Here is a 15,314-nt window from a genome sequence, read left to right as displayed (position 1 = left end):
GACGGCACGGCCGGAGGCTGCGACGGCACGGCCGGAGGCTGCGACGGCACGGCCGGAGGCTGCGACGGCACGGCCGGAGGCTGCGACGGCACGGCCGGAGGCTGCGACGGCACGGCGGGCACGGCAAACGACTGGGACGGCACAGTGGAAGGCTCGGAAGGCACGGCGGCGGGGTGGAACGGCACGGTAGGAGACTGGGACGGCACGGTCGGCACGGCGAACGACTGGGACGGCACGGCGTCAGGCTCGGACGGCGCGGCGGACGAGTGCGCGGCGGGTAGGGCGGGCGGTGCCGGTGCGGTCGGCGGTTCGGCGGGCGTGTTCGGCTCCTGGCGCTCGGCCCGCGCCGCCTGGCGCTCCTGCCACAGCTGCTGCGCCCGGTCGCCGACCTTGCGCGCCGCGCCGGCCGTGCGGTCGCCGAGCTCGCGGGCCCGCTTCGCGCCGGCGGCGCCCAAGGCCTGCGACTGCTGGCCGACCTTCGAGTTGAGCGCCTGCTGCACGGGCGCGGCCTGGACCAGCTTCTCGGCGCCCTGCCGCGCCGCCTCGCCGGCCGCCGCCGCGCCCTGCCGTGCCGCCTGGCCCGCCACTGCCGCCGCCTCCGCGGCCGCCGCGGCTGTCTTGCGCGCCGCGGCGGCCGCCGCGTCCGTGGTGCGCCGGGCCGCCGCCGGGAGGTGTTCCGCTCCGCGGCGCCGGGCCGCGGCCGCCGCCTCCGCCGCGACCTGGGCCGCCACCACCGCCGCGTCCGCGCCCATGCGACCGGCCACCGCGGCCGCATCCCCGGTCCGGCGCCCGGCGTCCAGCGCCGCGCCCGCAGTCCAGCGCCCGGCGTCGACCGCCGCACCAGTCGTCCAGCGCCCGGCGTCAACCGCCGCATCCGTGGTCCGCCGACCCGCGTCCAGCGCCGCCCCCGTGGTCCGCCGACCCGCGTCCAGCGCCGCCCCCGTGGTCCGCCGCCCGGCGTCCAGCGCCGCACCGGTGGTCCGCCGCCCGGCGTCGATGGCCGCGCCCGACGTGCGCCGTGCGAGCTCCGCGGTGGCCGCCGCGACCTGCGCGTAGAGCGCCCGCCGCACGACCACCGTCCCGGCCACGCGATCCACGACGGTGCGGTGCTTCGGGCCGAGGGCAGGCAGCAGGTTGACCCACCACACCACCGTCGCCACGGCCAGTACGAGGACGCCGAGGGAGAACTCCCCGTAGACGGCCAGGGCCAGCCCGACCCCGACCAGCCCAGTCTCGACGAACGTGGTGGCGAAGGCCCGCCGCACCGCGAACCGCCCGCCCCCGACCTTGGTGTCGGCGACGATCTTGCCGATCGTCCGGCCCCGCCAGGCCAGCATCGACGCCTGGTACGTGAACTGCAGCAGCGGCACAGCGAGTACCGCCAAAATCAGCGGCAACGCCAGGTCGAGCCACTGGCCCGAGGCCACCGCCCGGAAGCCGGGGCCGCCCGCGCCGCGGTGTGTGACCAGCCCGACCAGGCGCGTGGCCCCGACGTCGGCGGCGACGCCGCCGACGTAGTTGGGCAGGCCGCGTATCAGGCTCCACAGCGCGTACCCGACCAGGGCCACGCCGGGCACCATGACGATCAGGTAGTCGATCCACCAGCCGAGCAGCCGCCGCCCGATCCCGGCCCGCTTCGGCTCCGCGTTCACGACCGGGGGCGAAGGCGGCGCACCCGGAAACGGCGGCGGACCCGTAAAAGGCGACGGAGGCGGGGCCCAGTACTGCGGCTGGTACGAGGGATCGACCACGACGCCATACCTTAGTGCCCCCGCAGCACCGTCCACAGCAGGTACACGTTCAAAACAATGATGAGCGCGGCGATCAGCGAAGTCGCGGCCGTCGTCAGCGGGCGGTTCACGAAGGTGCCCATGATGTCGCGGCGGCGGGTGAGCAGCACCAGCGGTACCAGGGCGAACGGGATGCCGAAGGACAGGACCACCTGGGACGCGACCAGGCTCCCGGTCGGCGGCAGGCCCAGGCCCAGCACGAGGAGGGCGGGCAGCATCGTCAGGCCCCGGCGCAGGAACAGCGGGATGCGCCGGTGGATGAAGCCCTGCATGACGACCTGGCCGGCGTAGGTGCCGACGCTCGAGGAGGACAGGCCGGAGGCGAGCAGGGCCGCGGCAAAGGCCAGGGCCGCGCCGCCGCCGACCAGGTCGGCGAGGCCCGCGTGCGCGGCCTCGATCGAGTCTGTGCCCGCGCGGGCGGTGCCGTGGAACAGTGAGGCGGCGACGACGAGCATCGAGAGGTTGATGACACCGGCGGCGCCGAGGCCGACGATCACGTCGAGGCGCTGGAAGCGCAGCAGCTCGTGCCGCTCGGCGTCGTCGCGGCAGGAGACGCGGGCCTTGGTCAGGGCGGAGTGCAGGTACACCACGTGCGGCATGACGGTCGCGCCGAAGATGCCCGCGACGAGCAGCAGGGCGCCGCTGTCGCCCAGGCGGGGCAGCAGTCCCCCGGCGATGGCGCCCGGGTCGGCGCCGACGGCGGCGAGGTCGTAGAGGAACCCGAGGAAGACGATGGCGAGCAGGGCGGCGATGGCCAGCTCGAAGCGGCGGTACCCGCGCTGCTCCAGCGCCAGGATGCCGAAAGCGACCACGGCGGTGATGAGGCCGGCGGCGAACAGCGGCACGCCGAAGACCAGGTAGAGCCCGACGGCGGCGCCGACGAACTCGGCGAGGTCGGTGGCCATGGCGATGACCTCGGCCTGCACCCACAGGCCCCGGGCGACCGCGCGCGGGAAGTGCTCGCGGCACAGCTCCGGCAGGTCGCGGCCGGTGGCCACGCCGGTCTTGGCCGACAGGTACTGCACCAGCATCGCCATGAGGTTCGCGGTGATGATGACCCAGACGAGCAGGTATCCGTGGGCGGCCCCGGCGGTGATGTTTATCGCGAAGTTGCCCGGGTCGATGTAGGCGACGGCGGCCACGAACGCGGGGCCGAGCAGGGCCAGGCCGCCGCGCAGGCGTCCGCGGGCGCGCAGGGCGTGCAGGGCCGGGGCGGGCCGCGGCGGCTGGTCGAGGGTGGGGACGGCGGCGATGGCACCGCCGTCCCCGGGAAGGGGTGGCATGCTCGGCTGCTCTCAGCCGACCGACGGGCCGAGCCCGAGCGACTGCGGGGTACTCGAGTCCGGCGAGGGCTGGTGCAGACCCTCGTCGAGCGCGCCGAACTCCGTCATGAGCGCCGGGCTGCCACCCCACGGCGTCTGTTCCTCGGCCACGAGTGTGTTCGTGGTGAGCAGGAGCCCGGCCACTGAGGCACCGTTCTGCAGCGCGGAGCGCGCCACCCGGAGCGGGTCGACGATCCCCATCTCCAGCATGTTGCCGTAGCGGCCCTCGAGGGCGTCGAAGCCCTCCTCCGGGCCGAGGTGTCGCAGGCGCGCGACGACCTCGGGACCGGAGTAGCCGGCGTTGGCGGCGATCAGGAAGGCGGGTTCGGTGAGGGCGCGGCGCACGATCTCCACGCCGGTGGCGTAGTCGTCCTTGACCTCGAGGTCGTGCAGCGCGGACTCGGCGTGCAGCAGCGCCGCCCCGCCGCCGGCCACGACGCCCTCGGCCATCGCCGCGCGGGTGGCCGACAGCGCGTCCTCGACGCGGTGCTGCAGCTCCTTGAGCTCGGCGTTGGTCGGGGCGCCGACCCGGATGACGGCGACCTTGCCGGAGAGCGCGCCGATGCGCTCGGTGAGCACGTCCTCGTCGATGCCGAAGGTGGCCCGGGCGAGCTCGGAGCGCAGCTGGGTGAGGCGGAACTCGACGTCGTCGGGGGCGCCGTTGCCGCCGATGATCGCGGTGCTGCCGGCGGTCACCCGCACCTGGGTCGCCCGGCCGAGGTGTTCCACGGTCATGGTCTCCAGCGAGAAGCCGGAGTGGCGGCTGTACACCGCGCCGCCGGTGATCGCGGCGATGTCCTCGAGCTTGTGCAGCCGCCGGTCCCCGAAGCCGGGGGCGCGGACGGCGACGCACTGGAAGGTGCGGTTCACGTGGTTGTGCACGAGCATGCTCAGCGCGGTGCCCTCGACGTTCTCGGCGATGATGACCAGCGGGCGGGGCGCCCGCATGATCTTGTCGAGGATCGGCATGAGCTGCTGCACCTTGGTGATCTTCTCGCTGCACAGCAGGATGTAGGGCTCGTCGAGGACGGCCTCCAGGGCGGCCGGGTTCGTGACGAGGTACGGCGAGAGGTACCCGTTGTCGAACTCGAAGCCCTCGACGAACCCGACGCTCATCCCGTGCGAGCCGGGCGCGGCGGACTCCTCGACGGTGACGATCCCGCCGTTGCCGACGGTGTGCAAGGCCTTGGCGATCACCGCGCCGACGACCTCGTCGTCGTTGGCCGAGATCGCCGCGACGCGCCCGAGGTCCGCCTCGGTCTCGACCGGCCGGGCCACGGCGCGCAGGTGCTCGACGAGCCGGCCCACGGCGAGGTCGATGCCGCGCTTGACGAGCACCGGGTTGGCGCCGCCGTCGATGGCGGTCATGCCCTCGCGCACGATCGCCTGGGCCAGCACGGTCGCGGTGGTCGTGCCGTCGCCGACGATGTCGTTGGTCTTGATCGCGGCTTCCTTGACCAGCTGGGCGCCCATGTTCTCGAACTGGTTCTTGAGGTGGATCTCGCGGGCGATGGTGACGCCGTCGTTGGTGACCACCGGCGAACCGGTGATCTTCTCCAGGATGACGTTGCGGCCCTTGGGCCCGAGCGTCGACTTCACCGCCTCGGCGAGCTGGTCGACGCCGGCCAGCAGCAGGCTGCGCGCCTGCGGGCCGAAGCGGAGTTCCTTGGCCATCGGTTCCTCCCGGCCGCTACGGCACGAGGATCGCGCGGCCGCGGACCCGGCCGGCGTCGAGGTCGGCGATCGCCTCCGCGGCGGCGGAGAGCGGGTAGGTCTTGGTGTGCAGCGTGACCTTGCCGGACTCGGCGAGCACCATGAGCTCGGCGAGGTCGGTGTAGGTCCCGACGATGTTGCCGATGATGTTGCGCTCGGTCGAGATGATGTCGAGGGTCGGGATCTGTACCGTGCCGCCGTAGCCGATGACGAAGTACGACCCGTTGCGCCCGGTCATCGCGAAGCCGTCGTGCTCGGCGCCCTGCTCGGCCACGAAGTCGAGCACGACCTCGGCGCCGCGGCCCCCCGTCAGGTCCTGGACCGCCTCGACGTGCCGGCCGTCGGCGACGACGGTGTGGTCGGCGCCGAGCTGCTCGGCCAGCTTGAGCGCGTCGGGGTTGCGGTCCACCACGATGATCTTCGTGGCGGTCAGCGCGGCCAGGCACTGGATGCCGATGTGCCCGAGGCCGCCGGCGCCGATCAGGACGGCGGTCGTGCCGGGGTACAGCAGCGGAATCGCCTTGCGCACGGCGTGGTAGGCGGTGATGCCGGCGTCGGCGAGGGCGGCGACGTCCTCGGGCCGGGTGGCCCGGTCGAGCCGGACGCAGGCGCGGGCCGAGGTGAGCAGGAGCTCGGCCATGCCGCCGTCGTGCGACAGCCCCGGGAAGCTGCTGTCGACGCAGTGCATGTCGTTGCCGGCGCGGCAGGCGTGGCAGAGCCCGCACGTCGGGGTGGGGTGCAGGATCACGGTGTCGCCGACGGCGACGTTCGTCACGCCGGCGCCGATCGCGTGCACCCAGCCGGCGTTCTCGTGGCCGAGGGTGCAGGGCAGTGCGGGGTTCATCGCCGCGGCCCACTGGCCCTCGATGATGTGCAGGTCGGTGCGGCAGACACCGGCCCCGCCGATGCGTACGACGACGTCGAGCGGCCCGGAGACGACGGGCTCGGGGATCTCCTCGACGACGGGCGTCTGGTGGTAGCCGTGCAGTCGAACGGCCTTCATCGATCCTCCACAGAAGTTTGCCCGAGGCCCGCGTCGGCGTAGCGGTGCCGCAGCATGCCGCGGCAGATGCCGGTGTTGGCCTCGATGTTCACGCGCGTGGTGCGCGCCTTGCGCAGGTACAGCGGCGCCGCTCCGCCCGGCACGCCGCCCCCGCCGCCGGGCTCGATGAGCAGGGGCGCGTCGTCGCCGGCGGCGAGCCCGAGCTCGGCCCGGCGTCGCCGCAGCCGCCGCAGCTCGGGCGACGGTGGCACGTCGCCGAGCCGCAGCCGGGCCAGGTCCGCCGGGTCGCGCCCGGCGCCGAGCAGGGGCCGGCACACCTGGTCGGTGCCCGCGAGCACGGCCTTGCGCAGGAACCCCGCGCGCAGCTCGTCAAGCTCGCCGGCCGCCTCGCCGGCGAAGGACCCCGCGAACCCGGCCCGCGCGGCGACGCCCGCGTTTATCGCGTCGGCCGCGAAGTGGTCCTCGAGCACGATGCGGGCCGCGCGGACCCCGTCGACGGCCGCGACCGCGTCGTAGGCGTCGGCGACCATGAGGAACGCGAAGTTCGGCGCGCAGAAGTACGTCGGCAGGCGCAGGTGCACCTCGGCGACGCCGTCCGGCGAGCGGGTGCACGAGGAGACGAAGCCGAGCGCGGTGATCGGCTCGTCCAGTTCGGGGTCGCGGACCCCCTCCAAGGCGACGAGAAGGGCGGCGAGGAGGGGGTCCGCCGGTGCACCGGTCATGGCGAGTCGACGAGCTGCGCGTCGTCGCGGGCGGCCGGGGTACCGTCGCCGGCGTCGAGGCGGAACTGCGCCGGCACGTCGATGCCGTAGAGCCGGGCCGCGTTGAGCCCGAGGATCTTCTTCTTGGTCGCGGTCGTCACCCGCGGGTAGTCGGAGAACTCGTCGTCCGGGTAGTCCCAGTCGACGAAGCCCTCGACCTGCCACTTCGGCTCCCAGATGCCGTAGTCGCTGCCGAAGGTCATCTTGTCCTCGCCGACCCAGAACAGCAGCTCCCCCATGACCTTGGCGAAGAAGCGCGGCCGGGCGTGCATGAGCCCGCCGATGACGACCGACAGCCCGGCGTACACGTTGGGCTCCTGCGTCGCCATGAAGCAGAAGTCCTCGATACGGGGCAGGCCGACGTGCTCGACGATGAAGTTCAGGCCGGGGAAGTCGGTCGCGGCGTGGTCGACGTCGCTGACGTCGAACGCATCCTTGTCCAGCGGCCAGATCGTCGGTCCCTTGTGGACGTGGATGTTCACGATGCCGAGCTCCTGGCAGGCCTCGAGGTAGCGGTAGGCCTCGCGGTCGGTGAGCTTCCAGCCCCGCGAGCCGTTGCGCCACTCGGCGGTGTAGAGCTTGACGCCGCGGGAGCCGTAGCGCTCGACGTTCTCCTTGAGCCGCTTGAGGCCGTCGTCGCCCTCGCGGGGATCCCAGCGGGTGTTGGCGATGAACCGGCCGGGGTGCTTCTCGCCGAGGGCGGCGTTGCGCTCGGTGGTGTTGAAGCCCTCGCGGTACCACTCGGTGAGGTATGTCGGCTGGAACACCGCGACGTCGACGTGGCCGTCCTGGAAGACGTCGCGCATGAGGTCTTCCTCGGTGTACTTCATGAACTTCTCGATCGGCCAGTGCGTCTCCTCGGGCCCGAGGCCCTGGTACGCGTGGAAGCACTCGATCCAGCCCTTGGCGTACTGCTCCGCGCCCGGCACCCAGTTGTCCGGGGCGGCGTTCCAGTAGTGCATGTGGCTGTCGACGACGAAGTACTGCTCGCCATCCTTCTCGTACACGGTGCTACCTCGATCCGGCGGTGAGGTCGAAGCCGATGTACTCGGCCGCGTCCTCGGGGTTGGCGAACATGATGGTCCGGTCGTCCTCGTGGATCATGCGGCCGTAGTGCGTCGACATGCTCTCCTCGAACTGGGCCGCGTCGAAGTAGCCGGGCTCCTCGCCGAGGGCCTCGGAGATCTCGTCGTACACGACGTCCATCCGGCCGAACGCGTCGACGCGGATCATCGAGGGCAGCGGCAGCACCTGGACGTTGGGCTTGCCCGCCATCACCTCGGCGACGACGACGCCGACCTGGTTGTTCATGAGCGTGAAGCCGCACATGTTGGACGGGCTGCTGTCGGACTTGAACGGGCTGTGCCCGAACTCGGTGGTGGTCACTGGGCCAGCTCCTTCGGGGTCGGCAGGCCGAGGTCGGTGAGGATGCCGGCGAAGCGGCTCTTGGCCCGGTCGAGGGCGTCCTCGAAGCGCGGCGGCTTCGCGTCGGGCTGGGACCACAGCGGCTGCAGCGCCCGGGCGGCGGCGATGCACCGCGGCACCCAGTTCGCCAGCCACTGCCCGATCAGGCCCCGGTTGTGCTCGGCGAACTCGCGGTCGTTGGTGAGCAGCTGGAACATCGCCACGGTGTAACGCAGGTCACGCTCCGAGAAGTCGTACTCCTCCGCGCCGACGATCGTGGGGGTCACGAAGTCGCCGTTGCGGGGGGCCGCGTGCTGGACGAGCCCGCTGCGGAACAGCTCGCCGACCAGCGGCTCGAACACGACGTTGGCCGCCAGGACCGCCTCGCACCAGTCGTCGATCGCGGTGAGCGCCTCGGCCGTGTCCCGTACACCCTGCCAGGCCGGATCGGTGTTCCAGGTCTCCAGGTGGGCGGAGCCGTCGAAGCCGGGGATCTCCTCGCTGAGGGTCAGGCTGTACAGCGCGAGGTCCTGCGCGGCCCGGATGCGGTGCATGCTGTTGACCGAGATCGCGTTGTTGTGCATGTTCGTGGGGGCGCGCCGGTTGGCGTTGGCGAACAGGTAGAGGCCGAGGCCGTGGTCGACGTGCATCCAGGCGCCGACGTGGCGCTCGACGAAGTTGGGGTTCCACTGCTCGAACGCCTTGGCCCGGCGGGCCGCCTCCACGTTCTGGGTGACCTGGCGCACGACGTTGGAGTTGTAGCGGTACAGCGAAAACTCCCACTCCTCGTTGGGGTCCCGGAACTCGTGCCACCCGTGCGCCGGCCAGTCGTAGCCGCGCCCGCCGGAACCGGGCCCGCGCTGCGGCTCGGGCCGGTCGGAGCCCCAGGCCTTCAGGGCGGTCCAGTCCAGCGGGTAGCCGCCGCGGCCGTCGGCGAAGCCGTAGAGCCAGCCCTGCGCCAGGTAGTGCCGCGGGTCCGGCTGCACCTCGACGGTGACGTCCTCGTAGTGGGTCTGCTTGCGCTTCTGCGGCAGGTAGTAGTTGAACCGGCGGGCGCCGGAGTCCGGGAACTGCTTGGCGCCGGCCTCGGCGTCGGTGAAGACGGGCTTCGGAACGCTGCGTTCCTGCGGCACGGTCGTCATCAATCCTCCCCACCTGTGGTGGTGAACTTGTCGAAGTAGATGCGTTTCTCTTCCACGCCGAGCGCGGTGAGCGCGGCCATCGCCGCCTCGACCATCGGCGGCGGCCCGCACACGTAGGCGTGCGCGCCCTTGAGGTCGGTCTCGTGCCGCTTGAGCACGTCGGTGACGAGCCCGGTCTCGCCGTCCCAGCCGGCACCGTCCTCTTCGGACAGTGCCGGCACGTAGCGGAAGTCCTTGATGGTGGCCTCGAGCGCCCGGAGCTCCGGGCCGAAGCACAGGTCCCGCCGGGTCCGGGCGCCGTAGTAGAAGACCGCCGGGCGCTCGATGCCCCGCTCGGCGATCGAGCGCAGCAGGCCGAGGATCGGCGCCAGGCCGGCGCCGCCGCCGACGAACACGATGCGTTCGTCGTGGGCCTCCCGCAGCGTGAAGACCCCGAACGGGCCGGTGATGTCGAGCCGGTCCCCGACGGCCAGCCGGGTGTCCAGGAAGGACGAGAACAGCCCGCCGGGGTACACCTTGATGACGAACTCGAGCCGGCCGTCCTCGCGGCTGGAGACGTTGGCCATCGAGAACGACCGGGTCTCGCCGGCGCCCGGCACGGTGATGTCCATGTACTGGCCGGGAAAGAACTTGATCTCCGCCGGCTCGATCAGGCGCAGGACGAGGTGGCGCAGGTCGTGGGTCACCGGCTCGATCGACACGACCTCGGCCACGGCCTGCTGGATCGGCAGGCCGGACCGGATCATGTCCTCGTCGAAGTTGAGCAGCTCGATCCGCACGTCCTCGTAGACGTGCGCCCGGCAGAGCAGGGTGAAGCCCTCGTCCTTCTCGTAGTCGGGCAACGCGAACGTCGAGTAGCGATCGAGCTCGATGTCGTCGCCGTCCAGGACGAACGACTTGCAGGAGGCGCACTGCCCCTCCTTGCAGCCGTGCATGAGCATGATGCCCTGCTCGGCCGCGGCACGCAGGACCGTCTGGTCCTCGTCGACCTCGATCTCGATCCCGACCGGCTCGAACCGGACCAGGTGCTTGTCGCCCACGGTGCCTATTTCTTGGGTGCCGGACGGCCGGCGGGGCCGCCGCGGATGTAGTCGGCGTGGAACGCCTCGCGCTCCTGCGGCGTCATCTGGTTGAGCAGCACGTTGGGGCTGAGCACCTCGGGCATGCGGCGCAGGTGGTCCAGCGTCCACATCTTCTTCGGGTCCAGGTCCAGGTGCGGCTGGGCGACGAGCGTCCTGCCGTCGTCGCGGACGAAGCCCATGTCGCTGACGACGTCGGCCCAGTTCCAGCCGTGGTACAGCGTTTCCCACTCGCGGGCGCCGATGAGCTGGCCCATGTTCGGGGTGTTGCGGCCCTGGTACACCGGCCGGAACGCCTCGGCGTCGGTCCACCGGCACGCCTCGTGGCAGTAGGTGCGCCACTGGCCGTCGACCTCTGCCATGACCATGTCCTCGCGCACGAGGCACGGCACCATGCAGGTCCAGCAGCGGTGCGGGTACTGGTAGTCGACGTCCTCGGCCACGATCGGGTGGTGGCCGTTGGGCCGCGACAGGCGGTTGTACTGCTCCCACCACTTGCCGTACCGGTTGTACCAGCCGGGGTACTTGTGCTCGAACCACTCGAAGTCGGCGTCGGTCATGGGGTCGATCCGCCAGTAGTTGGCCAGCCAGCCGGTGGCGAAGAACTGCGCGACCTCGTGGACGTAGCCCTTGTTCCAGATCTGGTTCCAGGCCTCCTCGATGAGGTCGTGCGGGATGGTCAGGCCGTACTTCTCCAGCGGTACGAGGTAGCTGCGGTAGTAGTCGTCGTAGATCCAGCGGCGCCACATCTCGGCGTAGCTCTCGCGGTCCTTGCGGCGGTCCTTGGTGCCGTACTCGATGAAGGTCCCGATCGCCGCGTCGACCACGCGGTGGTTGTTCCACCAGGCGTAGCGCAGGTCACGCTCGAGCAGTTGGTGGTTGCTCTCGTCCGACAGCGCCATGAGCAGCGTCGCGTACCCGTTGCTGATGTGCCGCGACTCGTCGGACTGCACCGAGTGGAACACCGTCGGCAGCAGGTAGTCGCCGTTGGCGGCGGCCTCGGCCGGCATCGCCACGAACAGCGTGTTGGTGAACGCGGTCTCGGCCACGATCGTCAGGTAGATGCTGGCCGCGGTGATCGCGTCGCCGGTGATGAACCCCTCGGCGAACTGCCGGCCGATGGTGCCGCAGTAGTCGTTCTGGAAGTTGCGCAGGCTGCTGTTGAAGCCGGCCGGGTCGATGTAGTTGTTCATGTACAGGCGCTTGAGGTTCTGCTGGATCGTCGAGTGCCGGACCTCGTCGATCATCTGGATCGCCTGGCCGTTGTGCAGCTCCGGGTTGGGCACGGTGCGGAACAGCAGCGGCATCGCCCGCGCCGCGGAGATCTCCGGCAGCGGGATGATGCTCAGGAACAGCTTCTGCCACTCCAGCCAGCGCTCCTGGACCTGGCGGAACATGTTGCCGCGGATCGCGCCGTCGGAGGCGCCGTACACCCGGTTGTCCTTCTCCTCCTGCATCGGGAAGTACGAGCGCAGGACCTGTTTGAGCGGGTCCTTCTTCTGCGCCTTGCGGAACGTGTAGTCGGTGCCGTACTGCGACACCGGCTCGTGGTACATCGGCTCCCAGGAGAGCTCCTGGATCTTCTGGTGGGCCCTGGCCACACTCTGCCGACTCATCCTCACTCCTTCACCGGTACGTGTCGTGACAGGAATGACACCGCACGTATCCGCGTGCGGCTGTCTCAACTTGAAGCAGGGGGCTGCTCGAAGAAGGCCGCCCGGATCTCGGCCAGGTGGACCTTGACGCCCGCGGCGACCTGCCGGTCCCCCTCCGCGGCCGGTGTGATGCCCAGCGCCTCGAGCAGCCGCGCGGCCGGCTCGCCCGGATCGCGGCCGCCCAGCACCGGGTGCAGGCCCTGCGCGGCGAGATGGTGGAACACGACGTTGACGACGCTCCACGGGTTGTACGTCTCGGCGTCCATGGGGGCATCACACGGCGTGCCAGATGCACGTGCGGTCTCAACATGAGACACGTCCGGGGTCACCTGCGCGTATTTTGTAGTGAGCACCGGGCGTCGAAGGCCGTCGACGGGTCCGGGAAGGGGGCGCAGTGTCGCGCACACCGAAACAACCCCCGTCAACGGCCTCCGTCTCGGCGGACGCCGACGGGCTCGCCGTGACCCGCGAACGGTTCCTGTCCGCCGAGAAGATCGAGCCGGCCCAGGTCCGCGACACGATCCTGGCCTCGTGGTGGCGGTCGCGGCACTGGAACGTCGCCGCCGACCGGATCGAGCTGACCTACCTGCGCGACCCCGACCTGGACACGCCGCTGACGCACAGCGCGCTGCCGGTGCTGCGCCACCTGCGGGAGAACCTCGACGGCCAGCCGATCAGCATCATCCTCACCGACCCGGCGGGCGTGGTGCTGAGCCGGATGACCGCCGACCGCGACCTCACCGCGCACCTGGACCGGGTCAACCTGGCGCCCGGCTTCAGCTACGCCGAGCAGTTCGTGGGCACCAACGGCATCGGCACGGCGCTGGAGGGCGGGCGGCCGATGCACGTGTTCGGCCACGAGCACTACGCCGAGCACCTCGAGGACCTGGCCTGCGCGGCCGTGCCGATCCACCATCCGATCTCGGGCAAGACCGTCGGCGCCATCGACCTCACGTGCTGGCGGCGCGACGCCGGGCCGCTGCTGCTGGCCCTGGCCAAGAACGCCGCGGGGCAGATCCAGCAGGCGCTGCTCGCCGACAGCGGGGTGCGGGAGCTGGAACTGCTGCAGGAGTACCTGCGCACCTGCCGCCGCACCGCCGGGATCGTGTTCGCGCTGAACAACGACGTGGTGATGATGAACGACCAGGCCCGGCAGGTGCTGGACCCGGCCGAGCAGGCCGTCCTGCTGGGGCAGGCCTCGCAGACCCTCGCCGGCCCCCGCCCGTCGTCCGCGGTCGACGTGCAGCTGCCCAGCGGCCTCACCGCGCGGCTGCACTGCCGGCCGGTGCCCGCCGACGGCCGGCGCAACGGCGGCGTCGTGCACGTCAAGCTCTCCCCGAACGCCCGCCCGGCGCTGGAGTCCGCCCCGACCCACGGGCGGGTCTCGGGGCTGGCCGGCACCGGCCTGGTCGGGTCGGGCGTGCTCTGGCTGCGCGGCGTCCGCCGGGTCGAGGAGGCCTTCGCGGCCGGCGAGTGGGTGGTGGTCGAGGGCGAGCCGGGCGTCGGCAAGCTGGCCGTGATCCGCGCCGTGCACGACCGGCACGACCCGGGCGGGCACTTCAAGGTGCTCGACGCCGCCGGCACCGGCGACCCGGCGTGGGCCGCCGCCGCCCGCCGCGAGATCGTCACCGGCTCCGGGACCGTGGTCGTGCGCCATCTCGACCGGCTCGGCCCCGGGCGGGTCCAGGCGCTCGCGGCGGCGCTGCTCGCGCTGCGCAGCTCCGAGCGCCGCGACCGGTGCCGGGTCGCGGCGACCATGAGCACCGGGGCCGGCCCGGCCGACCTGCTGCGGTTCTTCCCCACCACGGTGGAGATCCCGCCGCTGCGCCACCACAGCGAGGACGTGCAGGAGCTGGTGCCGCAGTTCCTGGGGCGGCTGGTACCCGACGGCCGCCTGGTGTGCTCGCCGGAGGCGGTGCAGGTGCTGGTGCGGGCCAGCTGGCCGGGCAACGTCGAGCAGCTGTGGCAGGCGCTGCGGCGCACCGTGCAGCGGCGGCGCACCGGCTCGATCCAGCCGCAGGACCTGCCGCCCGAGGCCCGCACGGTGAGCCGCCGGCTGCTGAGCACCCTGGAGTCGATCGAGCGCGACGCGATCGTGCAGAGCCTGATCGACAACGACGGCAACAAGGTCAAGGCCGCGGACAGCCTGGGCATGTCCCGCGCGACGATCTACCGGAAGATCCACGAGTACGGGATCGTCACGGCCTGACGAAAGTTTCGCGGCCGCTCCGCGCCCACCCGGCATTCGAAGCGCATCGATTGACACCTCCGCCGGGCCGCTCCTACGGTCCCTGTTCGACGGGGTGAACGACGGCGCGCGGGTGACGCTCGCGTTGCACTCCTGGAGCGGCGCCCTGGTCACCTCCTACGTCACGAAGTCAGGGACGTCCGTGACCGGGACCGTGACCGGCTGAGCCAGAACACGGTCACCGCCCCGGCGAACACGATCGCGCACGTGAAGGTGTTCAGGCGCAGCCCGAGCACGTGGTTGGCGGTGTCGACGCGCAGCAGTTCGACACCGGCCCGCCCGACCGTGTACGCGGCCACGCACAGCGCGAACACCTGCCCGCGCACCAGGCCGAAGCGCCGCTGGGCCCAGACGACGAGCGCGGCGACGCCGAGGCACCACAGCGCCTCGTAGAGGAAGACCGGGTGGTACAGCGCGATGTCCGGCGTCGCCGCCGGCCGGTGCTGCGGATCGATCCGCAGCGCCCACGGCAGCGACGTCGGCCGCCCGTACAGCTCCTGGTTGAAGTAGTTCCCGAGCCGCCCGACCGCCTCGGCGACCGCCACCCCGGGCGCCGCGGCGTCGGCGAAGGACGGCAGCGAGATCCCGAGGCGGCGGCAACCGATCCACGCGCCGAGCGCCCCGAGCGCGATGGCGCCCCAGATGCCGAGCCCGCCGTCCCAGATGTACAGCGCGCGCACGGGGTCGCGGCCGCGTGCGAAGTACAGCTCGGGGTCGGTCAGCACGTGATAGATCCGCCCGCCGGCGATGCCGAACGGGACCGCCCAGATCGCCACGTCGACGACGTCGTCGCGCCGCCCGCCCGCGGCCGCCCACCGCCGCTGCGTCATCACGACGGCGACGATGATCCCGGCGATGATGCACAGCGCGTAGGCCCGGACGGGCAGCGGCCCGAGGTGCCACACGCCACGGGCCGGGCTGGGAATGGCGGCAAGCAGGGCGGGCGCGTCCATCGGGCCACTGTGCCATAGCACCTCAGGCCCTGGGCTCCCATGTGCGGAAGCTGTTACAGCGTTGATGGAAGGTCTTCCGGGTCCGCTCGCGGCAGCCAGGTCAGTGCCTGTTCGAACAGCCGGCCGGTCTCCGGGTCCGGGGCCGCCCCGGCCCGCTCGACGAAGAGCGCCCGGATGGCCTCGTCGTCCCCGAACTGCCGCCCGAGGGCGTGCACGGCGACCCGGCGCACCGACCAGTCGCCGT

Annotated in this window: 15 protein-coding genes; 2 read left to right on the top strand and 13 right to left on the bottom strand. The window is 71.9% G+C overall.

The features are described 5' to 3' along the window. The 11 genes from AB0B76_RS57500 to AB0B76_RS57450 form a co-directional block, all read right to left on the bottom strand. A partial coding sequence (locus AB0B76_RS57500; protein WP_360394489.1) for an RDD family protein occupies positions 1-1,652 on the bottom strand: 1,652 nt, incomplete at its 3' end. A 110-nt stretch (positions 1,653-1,762) separates the two neighbouring features. After that, complete coding sequence (locus tag AB0B76_RS57495; protein WP_360394486.1) at positions 1,763-3,073, bottom strand: Nramp family divalent metal transporter; 1,311 nt, start codon at positions 3,071-3,073, stop codon at positions 1,763-1,765. 12 nt (positions 3,074-3,085) lie between these two features. Continuing rightward, positions 3,086-4,786: a chaperonin GroEL gene (groL, locus tag AB0B76_RS57490; protein ID WP_360394483.1), complete on the bottom strand. Its 1,701-nt coding sequence runs from the start codon at positions 4,784-4,786 to the stop codon at positions 3,086-3,088. A gap of 16 nt (positions 4,787-4,802) precedes the next feature. Continuing rightward, a complete protein-coding gene (locus AB0B76_RS57485) occupies positions 4,803-5,828 on the bottom strand; it encodes an NAD(P)-dependent alcohol dehydrogenase (RefSeq protein ID WP_360394480.1) in 1,026 nt (341 codons plus the stop codon). Next, entirely contained in the window at positions 5,825-6,550 is a 726-nt protein-coding gene (locus tag AB0B76_RS57480; RefSeq protein ID WP_360394477.1) for an iron-sulfur cluster assembly protein, read from the bottom strand. The genes AB0B76_RS57485 and AB0B76_RS57480 overlap by 4 nt, the downstream gene beginning before the upstream one ends. Next, positions 6,547-7,596 carry an amidohydrolase family protein gene (locus AB0B76_RS57475; RefSeq protein WP_360394474.1) on the bottom strand — a complete coding sequence of 350 codons (1,050 nt, stop codon included), beginning with the start codon at positions 7,594-7,596 and terminating at the stop codon, positions 6,547-6,549. The genes AB0B76_RS57480 and AB0B76_RS57475 overlap by 4 nt, the downstream gene beginning before the upstream one ends. Before the next feature lie 4 nt (positions 7,597-7,600). Continuing rightward, entirely contained in the window at positions 7,601-7,975 is a 375-nt protein-coding gene (gene mimD, locus AB0B76_RS57470; protein ID WP_360394471.1) for a propane 2-monooxygenase effector subunit MimD, read from the bottom strand. Further along, positions 7,972-9,135: a toluene hydroxylase gene (locus AB0B76_RS57465; RefSeq protein ID WP_360394469.1), complete on the bottom strand. Its 1,164-nt coding sequence runs from the start codon at positions 9,133-9,135 to the stop codon at positions 7,972-7,974. The genes mimD and AB0B76_RS57465 overlap by 4 nt, the downstream gene beginning before the upstream one ends. Then, entirely contained in the window at positions 9,135-10,175 is a 1,041-nt protein-coding gene (locus tag AB0B76_RS57460) for an FAD-binding oxidoreductase (RefSeq protein ID WP_360394467.1), read from the bottom strand. Before AB0B76_RS57460 ends, AB0B76_RS57465 begins: the two co-directional genes overlap by 1 nt. A gap of 5 nt (positions 10,176-10,180) precedes the next feature. Next, positions 10,181-11,830, bottom strand: coding sequence for a methane monooxygenase (locus AB0B76_RS57455; RefSeq protein ID WP_360394464.1), 1,650 nt, complete (start codon positions 11,828-11,830; stop codon positions 10,181-10,183). Positions 11,831-11,895: 65 nt separating this feature from the next. Then, positions 11,896-12,135, bottom strand: a complete 240-nt coding sequence (locus AB0B76_RS57450; protein ID WP_360394461.1) for a hypothetical protein — start codon at positions 12,133-12,135, stop codon at positions 11,896-11,898. A 128-nt stretch (positions 12,136-12,263) separates the two neighbouring features. On the opposite strand from AB0B76_RS57450, the gene AB0B76_RS57445 reads away from it, so the two are divergent. Next, on the top strand, positions 12,264-14,078 hold the full coding sequence (locus AB0B76_RS57445; protein WP_360394458.1) for a GAF domain-containing protein: 1,815 nt from the start codon (positions 12,264-12,266) through the stop codon (positions 14,076-14,078). A gap of 94 nt (positions 14,079-14,172) precedes the next feature. After that, the gene (locus AB0B76_RS57440; RefSeq protein WP_360394455.1) at positions 14,173-14,283 is read left to right on the top strand and encodes a hypothetical protein; all 111 of its coding nucleotides are present in this window, start codon (positions 14,173-14,175) and stop codon (positions 14,281-14,283) included. On the opposite strand, the gene lgt is transcribed toward AB0B76_RS57440, so the two are convergent. Together lgt and AB0B76_RS57430 are read right to left on the bottom strand one after the other, a co-directional pair. Next, positions 14,240-15,070 carry a prolipoprotein diacylglyceryl transferase gene (gene lgt, locus AB0B76_RS57435; RefSeq protein ID WP_360394453.1) on the bottom strand — a complete coding sequence of 277 codons (831 nt, stop codon included), beginning with the start codon at positions 15,068-15,070 and terminating at the stop codon, positions 14,240-14,242. The genes AB0B76_RS57440 and lgt overlap by 44 nt on opposite strands. A 53-nt stretch (positions 15,071-15,123) precedes the next feature. Further along, on the bottom strand, positions 15,124-15,314 hold a 191-nt coding region (locus AB0B76_RS57430), incomplete at its 5' end, for a hypothetical protein (protein WP_360394451.1).

This window comes from Dactylosporangium sp. NPDC049140 (assembly GCF_040648435.1).
Note: the sequence above shows the minus strand (reverse complement) of the source record. Positions and strands in the feature narration are given on the sequence as shown.